Source organism: Streptomyces sp. NPDC058274 (genome assembly GCF_042881375.1).
Lineage (GTDB): Bacteria > Actinomycetota > Actinomycetes > Streptomycetales > Streptomycetaceae > Streptomyces.
Genome location: NZ_JBHVXW010000011.1, coordinates 58,163 through 75,470 on the forward strand (window position 1 = coordinate 58,163; position 17,308 = coordinate 75,470).

General features: G+C 72.6%; 14 protein-coding genes and 5 tRNA genes. 6 read left to right on the forward strand and 13 right to left on the reverse strand.

What is annotated here, in order from left to right:
• Positions 1–15: 15 nt before the first annotated feature.
• Entirely contained in the window at positions 16–837 is an 822-nt protein-coding gene (locus tag ACFVYF_RS22290; RefSeq protein ID WP_389457780.1) for an aminotransferase class IV, read from the reverse strand.
• The gene (locus ACFVYF_RS22295; protein ID WP_389457781.1) at positions 834–1,877 is read right to left on the reverse strand and encodes a chorismate-binding protein; all 1,044 of its coding nucleotides are present in this window, start codon (positions 1,875–1,877) and stop codon (positions 834–836) included. The genes ACFVYF_RS22290 and ACFVYF_RS22295 overlap by 4 nt, the downstream gene beginning before the upstream one ends.
• A gap of 158 nt (positions 1,878–2,035) precedes the next feature.
• On the opposite strand from ACFVYF_RS22295, the gene ACFVYF_RS22300 reads away from it, so the two are divergent.
• The 5 genes from ACFVYF_RS22300 to ACFVYF_RS22320 all read left to right on the forward strand — a co-directional run bounded on the left by ACFVYF_RS22300 (position 2,036) and on the right by ACFVYF_RS22320 (position 2,497).
• Positions 2,036–2,108, forward strand: a tRNA-Gly gene (locus tag ACFVYF_RS22300).
• 39 nt (positions 2,109–2,147) lie between these two features.
• Positions 2,148–2,221: transfer RNA gene (locus ACFVYF_RS22305), tRNA-Cys, on the forward strand.
• Position 2,222: 1 nt separating this feature from the next.
• Positions 2,223–2,294, forward strand: a tRNA-Val gene (locus ACFVYF_RS22310).
• A gap of 19 nt (positions 2,295–2,313) precedes the next feature.
• Positions 2,314–2,385 (forward strand) — tRNA-Val (locus ACFVYF_RS22315).
• Positions 2,386–2,425: 40 nt separating this feature from the next.
• Positions 2,426–2,497: transfer RNA gene (locus tag ACFVYF_RS22320), tRNA-Val, on the forward strand.
• Between the two features lie 118 nt (positions 2,498–2,615).
• Here the strand turns inward: ACFVYF_RS22320 and ACFVYF_RS22325 are convergent.
• The 4 genes from ACFVYF_RS22325 to ACFVYF_RS22340 form a co-directional block, all read right to left on the reverse strand.
• Positions 2,616–2,909, reverse strand: a complete 294-nt coding sequence (locus ACFVYF_RS22325; protein WP_389457783.1) for a zf-TFIIB domain-containing protein — start codon at positions 2,907–2,909, stop codon at positions 2,616–2,618.
• Positions 2,910–2,988: 79 nt separating this feature from the next.
• Positions 2,989–3,930 carry a phosphotransferase family protein gene (locus ACFVYF_RS22330; RefSeq protein WP_389457785.1) on the reverse strand — a complete coding sequence of 314 codons (942 nt, stop codon included), beginning with the start codon at positions 3,928–3,930 and terminating at the stop codon, positions 2,989–2,991.
• A gap of 276 nt (positions 3,931–4,206) precedes the next feature.
• The gene (locus ACFVYF_RS22335) at positions 4,207–4,416 is read right to left on the reverse strand and encodes a hypothetical protein (protein WP_389457787.1); all 210 of its coding nucleotides are present in this window, start codon (positions 4,414–4,416) and stop codon (positions 4,207–4,209) included.
• A gap of 241 nt (positions 4,417–4,657) precedes the next feature.
• A complete protein-coding gene (locus ACFVYF_RS22340; protein WP_121404330.1) occupies positions 4,658–4,891 on the reverse strand; it encodes a hypothetical protein in 234 nt (77 codons plus the stop codon).
• Positions 4,892–5,087: 196 nt separating this feature from the next.
• On the opposite strand from ACFVYF_RS22340, the gene ACFVYF_RS22345 reads away from it, so the two are divergent.
• The gene (locus ACFVYF_RS22345; RefSeq protein ID WP_389457789.1) at positions 5,088–6,401 is read left to right on the forward strand and encodes a serine/threonine-protein kinase; all 1,314 of its coding nucleotides are present in this window, start codon (positions 5,088–5,090) and stop codon (positions 6,399–6,401) included.
• Between the two features lie 282 nt (positions 6,402–6,683).
• Here ACFVYF_RS22345 and ACFVYF_RS22350 read toward each other — a convergent pair whose 3' ends face one another.
• From ACFVYF_RS22350 to ACFVYF_RS22380, 7 genes are all read right to left on the reverse strand, one after another.
• The gene (locus ACFVYF_RS22350) at positions 6,684–7,502 is read right to left on the reverse strand and encodes a TrmH family RNA methyltransferase (RefSeq protein WP_383286618.1); all 819 of its coding nucleotides are present in this window, start codon (positions 7,500–7,502) and stop codon (positions 6,684–6,686) included.
• A 63-nt stretch (positions 7,503–7,565) separates the two neighbouring features.
• Positions 7,566–8,810, reverse strand: coding sequence for a uroporphyrinogen-III C-methyltransferase (gene cobA, locus ACFVYF_RS22355; protein ID WP_389457791.1), 1,245 nt, complete (start codon positions 8,808–8,810; stop codon positions 7,566–7,568).
• A 187-nt stretch (positions 8,811–8,997) separates the two neighbouring features.
• Positions 8,998–12,990, reverse strand: coding sequence for a nicotinate-nucleotide--dimethylbenzimidazole phosphoribosyltransferase (cobT, locus tag ACFVYF_RS22360; protein WP_389457793.1), 3,993 nt, complete (start codon positions 12,988–12,990; stop codon positions 8,998–9,000).
• A gap of 349 nt (positions 12,991–13,339) precedes the next feature.
• Positions 13,340–14,551, reverse strand: coding sequence for a precorrin-6y C5,15-methyltransferase (decarboxylating) subunit CbiE (gene cbiE, locus ACFVYF_RS22365; RefSeq protein WP_389457795.1), 1,212 nt, complete (start codon positions 14,549–14,551; stop codon positions 13,340–13,342).
• Between the two features lie 206 nt (positions 14,552–14,757).
• Entirely contained in the window at positions 14,758–15,396 is a 639-nt protein-coding gene (locus ACFVYF_RS22370) for a GNAT family N-acetyltransferase (RefSeq protein WP_389457798.1), read from the reverse strand.
• Positions 15,397–15,541: 145 nt separating this feature from the next.
• Positions 15,542–16,375 carry a MetQ/NlpA family ABC transporter substrate-binding protein gene (locus ACFVYF_RS22375; protein WP_389457800.1) on the reverse strand — a complete coding sequence of 278 codons (834 nt, stop codon included), beginning with the start codon at positions 16,373–16,375 and terminating at the stop codon, positions 15,542–15,544.
• 26 nt (positions 16,376–16,401) lie between these two features.
• On the reverse strand, positions 16,402–17,232 hold the full coding sequence (locus ACFVYF_RS22380; RefSeq protein ID WP_389457802.1) for a MetQ/NlpA family ABC transporter substrate-binding protein: 831 nt from the start codon (positions 17,230–17,232) through the stop codon (positions 16,402–16,404).
• Positions 17,233–17,308: the final 76 nt, after the last annotated feature.

Below are 17,308 nucleotides of genomic sequence, written 5' to 3' on the forward strand. Positions count from 1 at the left end.
CGCACTGCCCGCGGTCTACGGGTCGAGGTCGTCCCCGGCGCGCTCCTCGAAGATCCGCATCGCCTTGGCGGTCACCGGGCCCGGCGCGCCCGGCAGTTCACGTCCGTCGGCCCGGTGCACGCCCTGCACATCGCGCAGCGTGGACGTCAGGAAGACCTCGTCGGCGCGCTCCAGGACGTCCAGCGGGAGGTCGGTCTCCCTGGCACCGGTCCACTCGACGGTGAGGGCACGGGTGATGCCGGCGAGACAGCCGGAGGCGAGGGGCGGGGTGTGGATCTCGCCGTCGAGGACGACGAAGACGTTGGACCCCGTGCCCTCGCAGAGCCGGCCGACCGTGTTGGCGAACAGGGCCTCCGTGGCGCCCTGTTCACGCGCGCGGGCGAGAGCGACGACGTTCTCCGCGTACGAGGTGGTCTTGAGGCCGGTGAGGGCGCCGCGTTCGTTGCGGGTCCAGGGGACCGTGATGACGGCGGTGGAGTCGGGACGCCGGGCGGACTCGCCGAGGGCGACGACCAGGGTCGGCCCGTGCTCACCGCGGTCGGAGCCGAGCGGGCCGTGGCCGCCGGTGTACGTGATCCGCAGCCGGCCCAGCGGTATCGGGTTGGCGTCGATGACGGCGGCGCACGCGCGGCGCACCTCGTCGAGGTCGGGCTCGGGCAGACCGAGGCCGTGTGCCGAGCGGGCCAGCCGGTCGAGGTGCCGGGTCAGTGCGAACGGCCGCCCGTCGACCGCCTTCACCGTCTCGAAGATGCCGTCGCCCACGGTCAGCCCGTGGTCGAAGACGGAGACGCGGGCGGACTCGATGTCCTGCAACCCGCCGTCGAGCCAGATCTTCATGTGAGAGTTCCTCCACTCGCCTCGTACGCCCCCGACGCTACCGCGAGCAGGCGCGAGGCCTTCAGCTCGGTCTCCCGCCACTCCCCCTCGGGGTCAGAACCCCAGGTGATCCCGGCCCCGGTGCCGAACCGCAGGACACCCTCGGCGCGGTCGATCCAGAAGGTGCGTATGCCGACGGCCAGCTCTCCGGTGCCGCGGTCGGCGTCGACCCAGCCGATGCCACCGCAGTACGGGCCGCGGGGCGCGGTCTCCAGCGCGTCGATGATCCGCAGCGCGCTGGACTTGGGAGCGCCGGTGACGGAACCGGGCGGGAAGGCGGCCGCGAGGAGTTCCGGCCAGCCGGCGTCCTCGCGCAGTTCGCCGCGGACCGTGGAGACGAGATGGACCAGACCGGGATGCTTCTCGACGACGCACAGGTCGGGCACGGAGACACTCCCCGTCGCGCAGACCCGGCCGATGTCGTTGCGGACCAGGTCGACGATCATCACGTTCTCGGCGTAGTCCTTCTCCAGCAGGTCCGCCTCCGTGCGTCCGGTGCCCTTGATCGGGCCCGACTCGACGGTGCGGCCGGCCCGCCGCAGGAAGAGTTCGGGGGACGCGGTGGCCGTCTCGACTCCGTGCCGGGGCAGGCGGATCGTTCCGGCATACGGCGCCGGGTTGCCGCGCGCCAGCAGCGAGGTCAGTGCGTCCACGTCGGCGTCGGCCGCCACGGGCGCGGACAGCACGCGGCAGAGGTTCGCCTGATAGACCTCGCCGGCCGCTATGTGCTCCCGGATGCGGCGCACACCCTTGGTGTACGCGTCGTGGTCGAGCGACGACGTCCAGTCACCCGTGGCCGGTCCGTGCCACGCGCCCGCCACCGGCGCGGGTACCGGCTCCGCCCGTACGTCGCTGAAGCGGGCACAGACCAGACGGCCCTCGAAGTCCGCGGAGACGGCCCAGAAGCCGGTGGACTCCAGGGCCGCGGGATCGCTGGTCACGTCACGGAGGCCGGTCGCGACGAGGTCACCGAAGCGGGCGAGAGGAGGGAGGTCGTGCACGCAGTCGAGTCTAGGGCGGGTGACCTGCGGGTGGACCCGGCCGCGTCCTGGCGCGGAACGCACCGCAGCACGCTGCACAAACGCGTTTTTGTACTGGCCCGGGAATCCGCTAGAGTTCAACACGTCGCCGGGACGCGTGAGCCGACCGGAAACGGCACGCGGACGTAGCTCAGTTGGTAGAGCGCAACCTTGCCAAGGTTGAGGTCGCCAGTTCGAACCTGGTCGTCCGCTCGCAGGAAACGGGGGATCTTCCCGAACCCCCGCACTCCTGGTGGAGTGGCCGAGAGGCGAGGCAACGGCCTGCAAAGCCGTCTACACGGGTTCAAATCCCGTCTCCACCTCCAAGGACGATTAGCTCAGCGGGAGAGCGCTTCCCTGACACGGAAGAGGTCACTGGTTCAATCCCAGTATCGTCCACTGGTCCGCAAGGATCCCCGCGCGATTAGCTCAGCGGGAGAGCGCTTCCCTGACACGGAAGAGGTCACTGGTTCAATCCCAGTATCGCGCACGCAAGCCCAGCAGTGAGCGTGGCGGAAGCCGCGTGACCTGCGCGATTAGCTCAGCGGGAGAGCGCTTCCCTGACACGGAAGAGGTCACTGGTTCAATCCCAGTATCGCGCACATCCGAAGCCCCCGGCCCTCTGCGGCCGGGGGCTTCGTCGTGCTGCCCTCGCTCCGGCGTCCCCCCGCGGAGCTCCGGACACGACGAGGGGCCCTCCACCGGGGAGGGCCCCGTCGGTCAGGACGAGAAGAGCATGTGGCCGAAGCTCTTGTGGCGCTGGTGGCCGCCGTAGTGACCGCCGTGGCCGCCATGGCCTCCCTGCGGGGCGCCCCAGGCCGGCGCCGGAGCGGAGGGGTACGCCTGCGGGGCGCCCGGCGGCGGAGCCGGCTGGGACCACTGGGACTCCACGCGGGTCAGCGACTCCAGCTCGCCGTAGTCGAGGAATATCCCGCGGCAGCCGCTGCACTGCTCGATCTGGACGCCATTGCGGTTGTACGTGTGCATGGGCGCATGGCACTTCGGACACTGCATGCTCGGCTCAACTCCTCGCCGTCGGTGCTGCTTCGCGTTACGCCAGGACAGACACCGTCCGGCGGCCGTCGGTTGCACCTTACTTCGCGAAACCTCGTGCCAACTCGGGCGGGACGGCGGCCATTCGGTCGCAGGCGTCGACGACGGCCTGCTGGACCTCGTCCAGGGGGCGGTCCGCAGTCACGGACTTGGCGATCGCCAGAGCCGCGGTCTGCACGGTGAGGGCGCGGGCCGGGACGTCCAGGGCGGGCCACGGGTCGCCGTCGGCGGGGACGGCCGGGCCGCCCGCACGCTGGTAGGCGGTCAGGAAGCGGGTCCACTCGTCGGGCGGGAGGAGACCGCAGGCGTACCAGGCGGCCGGGCGGGCCAGATCCCAGGCGGGGACGCCGAGGCCCAGGTCGTCGACGTCGATGAGCAGCCACGGCCCGGTCGCCGCCGGGTGGCGCACCAGCTGGCCGAGGTGGAGGTCACCGTGGCAGAGGGCGCCGGGTTCCGCCGGCATCGGGGCTTCGGCGCGGGCCCAGGGCGGGAGGCCGGCCCAGGCCCGCAGCACCGGGTCCGCGGCGGGGTGCGGTCCGGCTGCCCGGAGGCGCGCGATCGCGCGAGCGGCTTTGACGGGGCCGCGCATGGGCGGCAGCCCGTCCGGTGCCGGCGCCCGGTGCAGCCGGGCCAGCAGCGTGGCGGCCGCCTCCCAGGGCGCCGCCTCCGGGATCTCCGGGTCGACGGGGCTGCCGTACGGCCAGAAGGTCACCAGGCGGCCGTGCAGGTCGGCGGGGGCCGGGCGGAGCGGGGGCAGCAGGACGTCCGCGAGGGCGGGGTTCCCGGCGACGGCCACGCGGGAGGCGAGCTCCCCTGGGTCCGTGCCGGGGGCGTGGGCCTTGGCCACGGTGTCGCCGTGCCGGACGACGGTGCCGTCCTGCCGGTCGGCGAGTACGGCGTCGGAGTGCGCGCACGTGGTGTCCGCGGGGTGGGCCGCGCCCCGCGCCCTCGCGGTCAGCGCGGGCAGCACGTCTGCGGTCACCGGTCCCCCTGGAGATACGTCGTCGGCTCCCCGTGAGCGTACGCAGGCGGCGCCGCGCCGACGAACTCCCCCGTACCCCGGCCGGCTCCGGAGCGATCACGGCGACGACCGGACGTATCCGTGCGGAAGCGCCGACGGCGTCTGCGGGCAGACGTAAATGCCCGCGCAGCTCCCCAGCTGCGCGGGCATTCGTGCCGTCCGCCGCACCCCCGTCCCCACGGGGTTTCATGGCCGGATGTCCCCGCCCGGACCGCTCTTCCGGGCCCGGGGCGCCGCTCAGCGCCCCAGCATCACGCCCACGGACGACGCTTGTGTGACCACTGCTTCCCAGCCGCCGAAGACGACTACGAGCAGGGCCGCCAGGGGGAGGACCATCGCGGTCGCCACCAGTGGGTGGCGACGGCCCGTGCGGCGGGTGCCGAACGCGGCGGCGTATGCCCTGCGTCCCTGCGTGCGGATCATCGTCCGCTGTGCCGTGTGGGCCATGGTCCCTCTCCTGACCGAGCTTCTGTTGTGGTTGGCAGCGGCGAGTGTCTGACCTCGGGGGACGAGTGCTGCACCCGCCGCTTGACCTCAAATCTATGGGGGCGGCGGCGGTGGGTCGTCATGCCCTCGTACCGATTGGCGGGCCTCCCGGAGGATGAGCCGTGACCTGCGCCGTACTCCCCTGGGTGGAGACGAGGACCCGGGTCTCAGGGTCTTCCCGGAGGGGACGGCCGGTGTGCTCCTACTGTTCCGAGCTGTCCTCCCTCGGGATCGGCTGCTCGACCAGGGCGAGCACCCGGTTCGCCATGAAGCGGGCGGTGCGCACCACTGATCCGCTACGGGTGACTTCGCTCACTTCCACGACCCCTCGGCGCACCGCCGTCTCCACCCGGCGGCCCGCCCTGCTGGCCACCACCTCGTACGTACGCGTCGTGTCCCCGGCGTCCACGACTATCTCCACTCGGTCACCCTTCATGGGCCCAATCCCCCTTCTGCGACGGATGGTTGGGATCACAGACCGCTCAAAGCAGGCCTGGTCGCACGCTCCCTGACCACCTTTCAAGTTTCTCACCCGGCACTGACAATCGATCGGGTCGCGAGGGCGCGGCCTATGCGCGCACCCGGCCGCGGAAACGTAAGCTGTGGCTCGTCAAACGGACCGGGCAGCGGGGATGGACATGGCGATGATGCGCCTGAGGCGCGAGGACCCGCGTGTCGTCGGCTCGTTCAGGCTTCACCGACGGCTCGGCGCGGGCGGGATGGGCGTTGTCTATCTGGGCTCCGACCGGCGTGGCCAGCGGGTCGCGCTGAAGGTGATCCGGCCCGACCTGGCGGAGGATCAGGAGTTCAGGTCGCGGTTCGCGCGGGAGGTCTCGGCGGCGCGACGGATCAGGGGCGGTTGTACGGCGCGGCTCGTCGCGGCCGACCTGGAGGCGGACCGTCCGTGGTTCGCCACGCAGTACGTCCCCGGTCCCTCGCTGCACGACAAGGTCGCCGAGGAAGGACCGCTGAGCGCCGCCGACGTGGCCGCCGTCGGTGCCGCCCTCTCCGAGGGGCTCGTCGCGGTGCACGAGGCCGGTGTCGTCCACCGGGACCTGAAGCCGTCCAACATCCTGCTGTCCCCCAAGGGCCCCCGGATCATCGACTTCGGGATCGCCTGGGCGACCGGGGCCTCCACGCTCACCCACGTCGGCACGGCGGTCGGTTCGCCCGGCTTCCTGGCGCCCGAGCAGGTGCGGGGCGCGGCCGTCACCCCGGCCACCGACGTGTTCTCCCTGGGCGCCACGCTCGCCTACGCGGCGACATCCGACTCGCCCTTCGGACACGGCAGTTCCGAAGTGATGCTGTACCGGGTGGTGCACGAGGAGGCGCAGCTGCACGGGGTCCCCGACGCGCTGGCTCCCCTCGTACGGGCCTGTCTGGCGAAGGATCCCGAGGAGCGGCCCAGCACGCTGCAACTGTCGCTGCGGCTCAAGGAGATCGCGGCCCGTGAGGCGCAGGGCCTGGCCGACGTCCGGCCGCCTGCCCCGCGCGGTGATCCGGACCGGCCGACCGGACGGCTCGCCGAGCAGTACGCCGACCAGCGCACCCAGCGGCGGCCGGGTGGCACCCAGGGATCGCAGGGCACTCCCCCGCCACGCACGGGTGGCGGCTCGCGGTCGGGCGCGCGTCCGGCGCCCGCGCGCAACACCACCCGCTCGGGCAACCGGCCCGGACCGCGCTCGGGCACACGTCCGGGGCCTCGCACCACCGGGACCGGCCGGCGGCCGGCCAACCCGCGGCTGCTGCGCCAGCGGCTCTTCGTCTTCGTGGTGGTGACCCTGCTGGTGGCCCTGGGCATCGCGGCGGCGCAGGGATGCCAGGGGCCGGCGCGGGGGCTCGGCGGCGGGCGCGAGGGCGTCCGCCAGGAGCAGCCGTACGCGCCGCTGCCCGCCGGGGAGCGGGCCGGCCAACAGCACCGGAGTGACGTCCAGCAGGACGGTTAGGCCTGCGGGCGGCCTCCGCCGGGTGTGCGGGTGATCCGTCGCGGTCAGGCCTGTGATGTGTTGCCGTCAGCCCTGCGGGTGTCGCCCCCTGGCGGCCGGCCCTGTGATCAGTTGCCGTCAGCCCTGCGGGCGCCGCCGCTTCGCGGTCAGCCCTGCGGGTGCGGGTGATCCGCCGCCGTCAGCCCTGCGGGCGGCCCTTCGTCGTCAGCCGTGCGGGTGGCTCAGCGTTGTCAGCCCTGCGGGTGGCTCAGCGTTGTCAGCCCTGCGGGGGGCTCAGCGCTGTCAGGCCTGCGGGCGGCCCGTCGCCACCGCGTAGAAGGCGACCGCGGCCGCCGCGCCGACGTTGAGCGAGTCGACGCCGTGGGCCATCGGGATGCGGACCCATTCGTCCGCGGCCACCAGGGCCTGGGTGGACAGGCCGTCGCCCTCCGCGCCGAGCATCAGGGCGACCCGGTCCATCTTGTGGGGCGCGGCCTCGTCCAGGGTCTTGGCCTTCTCGTCGGGGGTGAGCGCGAGAAGGGTGAAGCCGGCCTCGCGGACCGACTCCAGGCCCTTGGGCCAGGTCTCCAGACGGGCGTACGGCACGGAGAAGACCGCCCCCATGGAGACCTTCACGCTGCGGCGGTACAGGGGGTCGGCGCAGTCCGGGGAGAGCAGGACGGCGTCCATGCCGAGGGCGGCGGCGGAGCGGAAGATCGCGCCGATGTTGGTGTGGTCGTTGACCGACTCCATGACGACCACCCGGCGGGCGGACTGCAGGAGTTCGTCCGCCGTCGGCAGCGGTTTGCGCTGCATGGAGGCGAGGGCGCCGCGGTGCACGTGGTAGCCGGTGACCTGTTCGGCGAGCTCCGGGCTGACCGCGTACACCGGGGCCGGGAGTTCGTCGATGACGTCGCGCATGACGTCGACCCACTTGGCGGAGAGCAGCATCGAGCGCATCTCGTAGCCGGTGTCCTTGGCCCGTCTGATGACCTTCTCGCCCTCGGCGATGAACAGGCCCTCGGCGGGTTCGCGCTTGCGGCGCAGCTCCACGTCGGTCAGGCCCGTGTAGTCACGCAGACGCGGGTCGTCGGGGTCCTCAACGGTGATGAGATCGGCCACAGGGTGATACTGCCTTGTCCTGGGTGTGGTGCCAACGGCTGGGAACGGGTTGGTTACCCGGGGTTACTCGGCGTGCTTCCCCAGGGGCGGCACGCCCACGTTCACGACCTCGCCGACGACGATGACGGCGGGGGGCTTCACGTCCTGGGTGCGGACGGTGTCGGCGACCGTATCGAGGGTGGCGTCCACGCGGCGCTGGGCGGCGGTCGTGCCTTCCTGGACCAGGGCGACGGGGGTATCGGGCGCCTTGCCGTGGTCCATGAGCGTCCGGGCGATGGCGCCGATCTTGTCGACCCCCATGAGGATCACCAGCGTGCCGGTGAGCTTCGCGAGGGACGGCCAGTCGACCAGCGAGCGCTCGTCGTCGGGGGCGACATGACCGCTGACCACCGTGAACTCGTGGGCGACTCCGCGATGCGTGACGGGGATGCCGGCGGCGCCCGGGACAGAGATCGAGCTGGAGATGCCGGGGACGACCGTGCAGGCGATGCCCACTTCGGCGAGTGCCTGGGCCTCCTCCATGCCGCGGCCGAAGACGAAGGGGTCCCCGCCCTTCAGCCGGACGACCGACTTGCCCTGCCTGGCGTGCTCGATGAGCGCGTTGTTGATGGCCTCCTGGGCCATGTAGCGGCCGTAGGGGATCTTGGCCGCGTCGATCACCTCGACGTGCGCGGGGAGTTCGGCGAGCAGGTCGCGCGGGCCCAGGCGGTCCGCGATGACCACGTCGGCCTCCGCGAGCAGACGGCGGCCGCGGACCGTGATCAGGTCCGGGTCGCCGGGGCCGCCGCCGACCAGGGCGACGCCGGGGGTGCGGGTGCGGAAGTGGGGCGCCACCAGGGTGCCGTCGCGCAGCCCCTCGACCACGGCGTCGCGGACCGCGGCGGTGTGGCGGGGGTCGCGGCCGCGGGCGTCGGTGGTGAGCACGGCGACGGTCACGCCCTCGCTGTGTCCGGTGGCCGGGGTCCAGGCGGTGGCCGCGTCGGCGTCGTCGGAGCGGACGCACCAGACGCGGTGCCGCTCGGCCTCCGCGGAGGCCGCGGTGTTCGCCGCGGGGTCGCGGGTGGCGATCAGCGCGTACCAGGCGTCGGCGAGGTCGCCGTCCTCGTACGGCCGCCTCGTCCAGGCGATCTCGCCCGCGTCCGCCATCGCCTCGACGGAGGGTGTGGCCTCGGGCGAGACGAGGCGGATGTCCGCGCCGGCCGCGATGAGCGCCGGAAGGCGGCGCTGGGCCACCTGGCCGCCGCCGAGGACGACTACGCGGCGGCCGGCGAGGCGGAGGCCTACGGGGTAGGCGGGGTGTTCGGCCATGGGGTGCGGCTCCCTCGTACGGGGTGGTGCGAGACGGGGCTCTGCGTTCTGGGTGAGCCCCTGACGTGCGGATTTTAGGGTGCGGGTGCGGGGCGTGGTCGCGGCGGGTCGGGGGTTTCCCTCCCCGGGCACACCCCTGCCCGAAACCGGTGCCCCGCCCCGGACCCGTGACCACCGCCGCGAACGCCTACTTCTCGGTGACCCCCGCGGAATCGAACGTCGCCACCTCGTGCATGGCGCGTGCCGTGCTCTGGACCATCGGCAGGGCCAGCAGAGCGCCCGTGCCCTCGCCCAGCCGCAGGTCGAGGTCGACCAGCGGGCGCAGGCCCAGCTTGTTGAGGGCGGCGACATGGCCGGGCTCCGCGCTGCGATGACCCGCGATGCAGGCGGCCAGGACCTCGGGGGCGATCGCGCGCGCCACCAGGGCGGCGGCGCCGGCGCTGACGCCGTCCAGGATCACCGGGGTGCGCAGCGACGCGCCGCCGAGCAACAGGCCGACCATCGCGGCGTGTTCGAAGCCGCCGACCGCGGCGAGGACGCCGATGGGATCGGCCGGATCCGGCTGGTGGACCTCGAGGGCGCGGCGCACGACCTCGGTCTTACGGGCCAGGGTCTCGTCGTTGATTCCCGTGCCCCGGCCGGTCACCTCGCTGGGGTCGGTCCCCGTGAAGACCGAGATCAGGGCCGCCGACGCGGTGGTGTTGGCGATGCCCATCTCGCCCGTGAGCAGGGCCCTGTTGCCGGCCGCCACGAGGTCGCGGGCCGTCTCGATGCCCACCTCGATGGCCGCCTTGGCCTCCTCGCGGGTCATCGCGGGGCCGGTGGTCATGTCGGACGTGCCCGCACGGATCTTGCGCGGCAGCAGACCCGGGGTCGCGGGCAGCTCCGAGGCGACACCCACGTCGATGACGCAGACCTCGGCGCCCACCTGGTTCGCGAACGCGTTGCAGACCGCTCCGCCGCCCAGGAAGTTGGCCACCATCTGGGCGGTGACCTCCTGCGGCCAGGGGGTGACGCCCTGGGCGTGCACACCGTGGTCACCGGCGAAGATCGCGACCGCCGCGGGCTCCGGGATCGGCGGCGGGCACTGGCGGGACAGACCGGACAGCTGGGCGGAGATGATCTCCAGCATGCCGAGCGCGCCCGCCGGCTTCGTCATCCGCTTCTGCCGGTCCCAGGCCTCACCAAGTGCCTTGGCGTCGAGCGGGCGGATGTTGGAGACAGTCTCGGCGAGCAGGTCGTGCGGCTCCTCACCGGGCAGCGCGCGACGGCCGTACGTCTCCTCGTGGACGACCCAGGACAGCGGGCGGCGCTTGGACCAGCCGGCCTGCATCAGTTCGGGCTCGTCCGGGAACTCGTCGACGTATCCGACACAGAGGTACGCCACGACCTCCAGATGGTCGGGCAGGCCCAGGGCGCGGACCATCTCCCGCTCGTCGAAGAAGCTGACCCAGCCGACACCGAGGCCCTCGGCGCGCGCGGCGAGCCAGAGGTTCTCGACTGCGAGCGCGGAGGAGTACGGGGCCATCTGCGGCTGGGTGTGGCGGCCCAGCGTGTGCCGGCCGCCGCGGGTCGGGTCGGCGGTGACCACGATGTTCACCGGGGTGTCGAGGATGGCCTCGATCTTCAGTTCCTTGAACTGCTTCGCGCGGCCCTTGGGGAGCGACTTGGCGTACGCCTCGCGCTGGCGGGCCGCCAGTTCGTGCATCGACCGCCGGGTGTCGGCGGAGCGGATCACCACGAAGTCCCAGGGCTGGGAGTGGCCGACGGACGGCGCGGTGTGGGCCGCCTCCAGGACGCGGAGCAGGACGTCGTGCGGGATCGGGTCGCTGCGGAAGCCGTTGCGGATGTCGCGGCGCTCGCGCATCACCCGCAGCACGGCCTCGCGCTCTGCCTCGTCGTACCCGGGCGCGGCGGGGCCGGTGGACTCTCGTACGTCTTCCACTGCGGCCGTGCTCTCTTCCTGGTCGGCGCCCTGAGTGTCCAGGTCGTCCGCCTGCTGTGCGACTACGGATTCCGGGTCCGCCACGGGCGGCTCCGGTACGAGGGCGGCGTCGGCCTCGCGGGGGGCGGGCACGGCGGCCACGGAGTCCTCGGGGACCGGGAACTCCGCCGGGGCCGGGGGCTCCGGGGTCTCTTCGAACGCCGGGGGCTCGGTGGCGGCCGGGGTGAGCCCGGGCGCCGGCTGCTCGTCCGGTGCGGAGTCCTCCTCCGCCGGAAGAGGCGGCACGGTCATGGCGTGCGGCGGCGTCGGGGCCAGGTGCGGCGTGGTCGGCACCGAGCCCTCGACGGGCACGAACTGGCCGATGGTGTGGTCCCCCTGACCCTCCAGGGGTGCGCCGGGCAGCCCTGCGGAGTCGGGTACGGACGCGCGGTGCGCCCTGCCCTCGGAGTCGGTCTCCTGCCCTGCGGCCGCGTGGGCGGGCGCCGCGTACGCGCCGACCCCGACGGGGACGCCGTACGAGGTCTCGGCGACGGACTCGGTGAACTGCTGGGCGTGCGGTGCCTGCGAGGCGGCCACGGCACGGCCCTGCGAGGGGTTCGCCGGCGCGTGGGCGGTGTGGGCCGCGCCGGCCGCCTGGGACACCTCGGCCGCGAGCGGCTGCGGGGCGGCGACGGCGTGGTCGGGTTCCGCGTAGGCCTCCGTGTCCGCGAACTGGACGGCAGGTTCCGGGATGTGGGCGCCGGTGTCGGCCGGATCGGTGAACGGGACCACAGCGTCGGGCGTCCCGTTCTCGGCGGCGGGCAGGGGAGCCGGGGCGGGATCGGGGACCGGCGACTGGGGGCCGTACGGGTCCTGCTCGGGTGCGTGGAACTCGCCCTCCGGGGAGGCCGGTTCCGGCGCGGCGACGTGTGCGGGCGCGTGGGGTGCGGCGAGCGCGGGCGGCTGGGTGCCGTCCGGGAGCGGGGAGTCGCCCGCCGACTGCGCTGCGTCGTGACCGGTCACGAAGTCGTCGTGCTGGGGCTCGGGCTGGGGTGCGACCTGCTGGTCCGGCGCGCCGTCCGCGGTGTGGATGCTCGTCTCGGTGACCGGGACGGCGTCCGGAGCCTGCATCTCCTGCGGGCCCCCGGCGACGGGATGGGCGTCCGGCGTCAGCGGACCGTGAGCCGCGTCCGAGCCGTCGGGGGCCGTGGGCGCGGCCTCCGGAGACCCGGCGATGCCCGCGGCGGGCGCGATCTCCGCGAGCTGTCCGGCCGGGGCGCGCTCCGGATCCGGCTGCGCTTCCGTGACCTGCGCCGATTCGTCGCCCGTACCGGCGTCGGCACTCGTGGCGTGCTCCGGGACGACCGTTTCTGCAGCCTGGCCCTCGGGACCCGGCTCGGCGATCATCGGCGTCATCGAGGGCACCGACTGCGGTGCGGCTCCCCAGGGCGCCCCCTGGGGCGGAACGTCCGCGAGCTGCGGGACGTCGAGGTATTCGGGGCCCATGGTCGGCGGCCCGGACTGCCGTACGGGCGCGGGGCCGGCCGGTGCGCCCGCGGGACCGCGGTCCGCGAGAGAGCGGACCGGGCTCGACGAGCCGTCCGGGGTCGGCGGGCCGAGGTGCAGCGGGCGGCGGGGCGGAGCCGGCTGCGGGGCGGGCGCCGCGGCCGGCATCCGGACACCGCTGAGATCGACCGAACCGCTGTCCCGGCCGGCCGTCTCGTGCGGACCCGGCTCGTCGCCGAGCTGCGGACCGGGGTCGGGGTCGGGCTGAGGGCCGGACTCGGCGGCAAGCTGCGGACCCGGCTCGGCGGCGAGCTGCGGGGCGAAGTCCTGACCGGACTCCTGACCGGGCTCCTGACCGAGCTGCGGACCCGGCTCGGGGGCCGACTGCGGGCCGGGTTCGGAGGCGAACTGCGGGTCCGGCTCGGGCGCGAACTGAGCGACCGGCTCCTGACCGAGCTGCGGGCCGGGCCCAGGGGTGAACTGCGGGGCGGACTCGTGGGTGTACTGCGAGGCGGGCTCGTGGGTGTACTGCGGGCCCGGCTCGTGGGCGAGGGGCAGCGGCGCCGGCGGCGGCACCTCGTTGCCCCAGGCGCCCTGCGCGCCCGGCATGAGGAGCAGGTCGTCGTCCTCGGCGGGGGTCTCGGAGGGGTCGAGGAAGGTGTACGCACCGGGCGAGGAGACGCCCGGCTGCTCCACCATGCCTGCGTTCTCCGGCAGTCCCTCGCCCGGGACCTGGCCGGTGTCGGTCATGCGTACCCCTCGCCCATCGGTTGATGCTCCTACGACCAGCCCGCCCGGAACGGCGCACCGACCGCTCCCCCGTCATGAAGAACGAGCGTGCGTGCCCGGCGGCACGAACGACCCGCCTGGAAAGCAGACAAAGCCACTAACTGGCATTGTCGCGGTCGTCCCGCCATCGCGACAGCTTGATCCGCAACGGCCCGCTGTGGACTGCGCCACGTTGCGCGTCCCCCGGTTGTCGCCGTACCACACCCACCCCAAAAGAGGCGCGTTTTCGGGACATTGACCGACGAAGCGCCGGGCAGCCGAGAGCGGTACAACGATCGGCCAGCCTACCGCGCGCAGTACGACAAACCGATCACGGGGCACGATCGGGGAGAAGTCCGGTGAGCAGGAACGCAACGCTCCGTTCCGTCTCCGTCCAGGCTTTCGTGTCGAGTTCGACGGACTGCAGGAGAGCGCACTCGACCTGGTAGCCGTGCTCCGTCAGTTCCCGGCCGACGAGTTCGGCCGCGTCGCGGGTCGCCGCGTGCGTCACGATGCGCTGCGGGCGGCGGTCGACGACGGCCGAGACCACCGCGGATCCCCCGCCGCCGATGCGTACGACGTCGGGTTCGGGGAGGTTCTCCAGGATGTGCGGGGCGGCGCCGTGCACGATGTGCATCTGGACGCCGAAGCGGCGGGCGGCCTCCTCGGTGCGGGCGCAGGCCCCCTGGTTCCGGTCGACCGCGATGACCGCGGCGCCGGTCCTGGCGGCCTCGGTGGCGAAGGCGCCGCTGCCCGAGCCGATGTCCCAGACGAGGTCACCGACGCGCGGGCCCAGCCGGGCGAGTTGGGCGGCCCGCAGCAGCTCGGTCTCGCCTTCGCCGAGCGCACCGCCGTACGCCTGCGCGGGCAGCGCCCAGCCGCGCGGACCCACCGCCGGTTCACGGCCGGCGATCCAGCCGCCGCCCTCGGCCGCGGCCACGAAGCCGCCGATGACGATGACGACGCTGGGGTCGCGCCAGGTGTGGTCGGCGACCTTGTCGGAGGTGAGGATCGTGACCCGCTCGCGTACGGTGCCGAGTTCCTCGCAGATGACGAAGGTGCGGTGGACCCCTTCCAGGAGCAGACCTAGTTCAGCGGGTCCGGCGCCCGGCGAGGTGAGGACGGCGACCTTGGTGTGGGCGCGGCATACATTCACCGCCCGTCGCAGGGTGCGGGGGTGTGCGACGACCACCTCTGCGTCGTCCCAGGGCATGCCGGCGCGGGCGAAGGCGGCGGCCACCGAGGAGACCGCGGGGACGACCTCGACCTCCAGGCCGAATTCGGGGGCGCGCAGGGTGCGGACGACGCCGAAGAAGCCGGGGTCCCCGTCGGCGAGCACGACGGCGGTGCCGCGATGGCCCGCGACCCGGCGGGCGGCGAGGGCGACGCTGCCGAGGCGAATGCGTTCGGCGGTCGCGGGCACCTCGGGGAGTTCGAGGTGGTGGGCCGCGCCTGCCACCAGCGTGGCGGCGCCGAGAGCGGAGCGCGCCGCGGCGGTCAGCGGCGAGCCGTCGCAGCCGATCACCGTGACCCGGTCGGCCATCGTCGTCAGTCTCCAGAGGGTTTTCGCGGCTCGTCAGGGGGACAGTTCGTGGGCGGGGGCTCCGTGAGGGTACCTGGTGAAGCTGGGTGGCGCCGCCACGGGCCGGACGGGTGTGGGAGCGATCCCACGGCTACGGTTCCGGTCGGTCGGCTGCGGGAGCCGGCCGCGGGTGTCGGCCTCCGGCGGCCGCAGGGGCCCGCGTGGTGTCAGTTCCAGTCCGAGTACGACGTGAAACCACCGGTGTCGGCCAGTTCTTCGGCGACACCGTCGAGGTCCTCCGGGAGCAGGCTCCACACGATGAAGTCGGTGCGCAGGTCGGCCCAGGTGCCGTCCTCGGTGCGGGTACGGGCTATGCAGGCGTTGCGCAGGACGCCCTCGCTGATGCAGCCGATCTTCTGGGCGACCTGCTGGGAGGCCGTGTTGTCGGCCGCCGTGCGCAGTTCGATGCGCTCGAACTTCTGGTCGCGGAAGAGCCATTGGGCGGTGGCGAGCGCCGCTTCGGAGGCGTAGCCCTCGCCGCGGGCCCAGGGGGCGATGATGTACGAGAGTTCGGTGGACCGGACGTGCCAGTTCGTCTTGCCGAGCTGGATGACGCCGACCAGGCGCTGGGTGAGGAACTCCGCGACGGCGAAGTCGAGTCCACGGCCCGCCGTGCGTTCGGCGGGCGCGTAGTCGTGGATCCAGCCGCGGGCGCCGTCCTCCGTGAAGGGCTGCGGGACCGATGTCCAGGCCGCGACCATCTCGTCGTTCATCATCTCGGCCAGGGCAGGCGCGTCGTCGTCCTCAAGCGGGCGCAGCACCAACCGCTCCGTGCTGATGGAGATGCCGGGGAAGGTGCTCGTCATGCGCCGCTCCGTAACCTTCGGAAACCTACGGGCCGTCGGAAATCGTCGGGCCTGCTGAACTGCCCAGCATGCAGCATGCAAGCCCCGGCCCGCACCACGGGGTCCACCCCCGGTGAAGAGTGGACCCCGTGCGGTGACCGGTGCGTCAGCCGGAGGTGACCGGCAGGACCGAGCCCTTGTACTTGTCCTCGATGAACTTCTTCACCTCGGGAGAAGTGAGGAGCTTCGCGAGCTTCTTCACCCGCGGGTCGTCCTCGTTGCCCTTCTTGACGGCCAGGAGGTTCGCGTAGGGGTTGTCCTTCGCGGACTCCAGGAGGACGGCGTCCTTGGTGGGGCTGAGCCCCGCGTCCTGGGCGTAGTTGTTGTTGATGACCGCGGCGCCCACGTCGTCGAGGGAGCGCGGCAGCTGGGCCGGTTCGAGCTCCTTGAACATCAGGTGCTTCGGGTTGGCCGCGATGTCCGCGGGGGACGCGTCCGTTCCGGCGCCCTTCTTGAGCGTGATGACACCCTTGGAGGCGAGGAGTTTGAGCGCGCGGCCCTCGTTGGTGGTGTCGTTGGGCACGGCGACGGTGGCTCCGTCGGCGAGCCCGGTGACGTCCTTCACCTTCTTCGAGTACACGCCCATGGGCGGCAGGTACGCCTTCACGACCGACACCAGGTCCGTGCCCTTGGACTTGTTGAACTCGTCCAGGTAGGGCTGGTTCTGGTACAGGTTCGCGTCGAGCGAGCCTTCCTGGAGCGCGGTGTTCGGCAGGACGTAGTCCGTGAACTCCTTGATCTCCAGGTCGAGCCCCGCCTTCGCGGCGAGGTCCTTCTTGATGTACGCGAGGACCTCGCCGGCCGGGACGGCGGTGGCGCCGACGACCAGGGCGTCGTCACCACCGCTGCCCGAACCGGAGTCCGAGCCCGAGCCGCAGGCGGTCAGGCCCAGGCCGAGGGCGAGTGCGGCGGACACCGCGGATATGACGTGCTTGCGCATCGCGATCGCTCCTTGGGACTACGTGCTCAGAACGACGGGATGACGGAGCCGTCGTACTTGTCCTCGATGAACTTCTTGACCTCGGGAGAGGTGAGGAGCTTGGCGAGCTTCTTCACCCGCGGGTCGTCCTCGTTGCCCTTCTTGACGGCGAGGAAGTTGCCGTACGGGTTGTTCTTCGCGGACTCCAGGACGAGGGCGTCCTTGGAGGGCTTGAGGTCGGACTCGATGGCGTAGTTGCCGTTGATCACCGCGGCGTCGACGTCGTCCAGGGAGCGCGGGGTCTGAGCCGCCTCCAGCTCCTTGAACTTGAGGTTCTTCGGGTTCTTCGCGATGTCCTTGGGGGTCGCGTCGTTGCCCGCGCCGTCCTTGAGCGTGATGATCCCGTTGGCGGCGAGGAGCTTGAGCGCGCGGGCCTCGTTGACCGTGTCGTTCGGGACGGCGACCGTCGCGCCGCTCTTGAGGTCGTCGGCCTTCTTGACCTTGTGCGAGTACAGGCCCAGCGGCTCCAGGTGCACCGTGACGACGGGCACGATGTGGGTGCCCTTCTTCTGGTTGAAGTCGTCGAGGTAGGGCTGGTTCTGGAAGTAGTTGGCACCCACGGACCCGTCTTCGGTCGCCGTGTTCGGCGTGACGTAGTCGGTGAACTCCTTGACCTGCAGGTCGAGGCCTGCCTTCTTCGCCAGGTTGTCCTTGACGAAGTCGAGGATCTCGGCGTGCGGGACCGGGCTGGCGGCGACGACCAGCGGGCCGTCGGAGCCGGCGGCGGCGGAGTCCTTGTCCGAGCCGCAGGCGGTGAGCCCGAGGGTGAGGGCTCCGGCGGCGAGGACAGCGGTGGTGATCTTGGCGGTGTTACGCACGAAAAGTGCCTTTCCTTACGGGTGGAGCGGCCCCGTCGGTGGGTGAACGGGGAGTTCTGGGTCAGTTCCTCGTGAC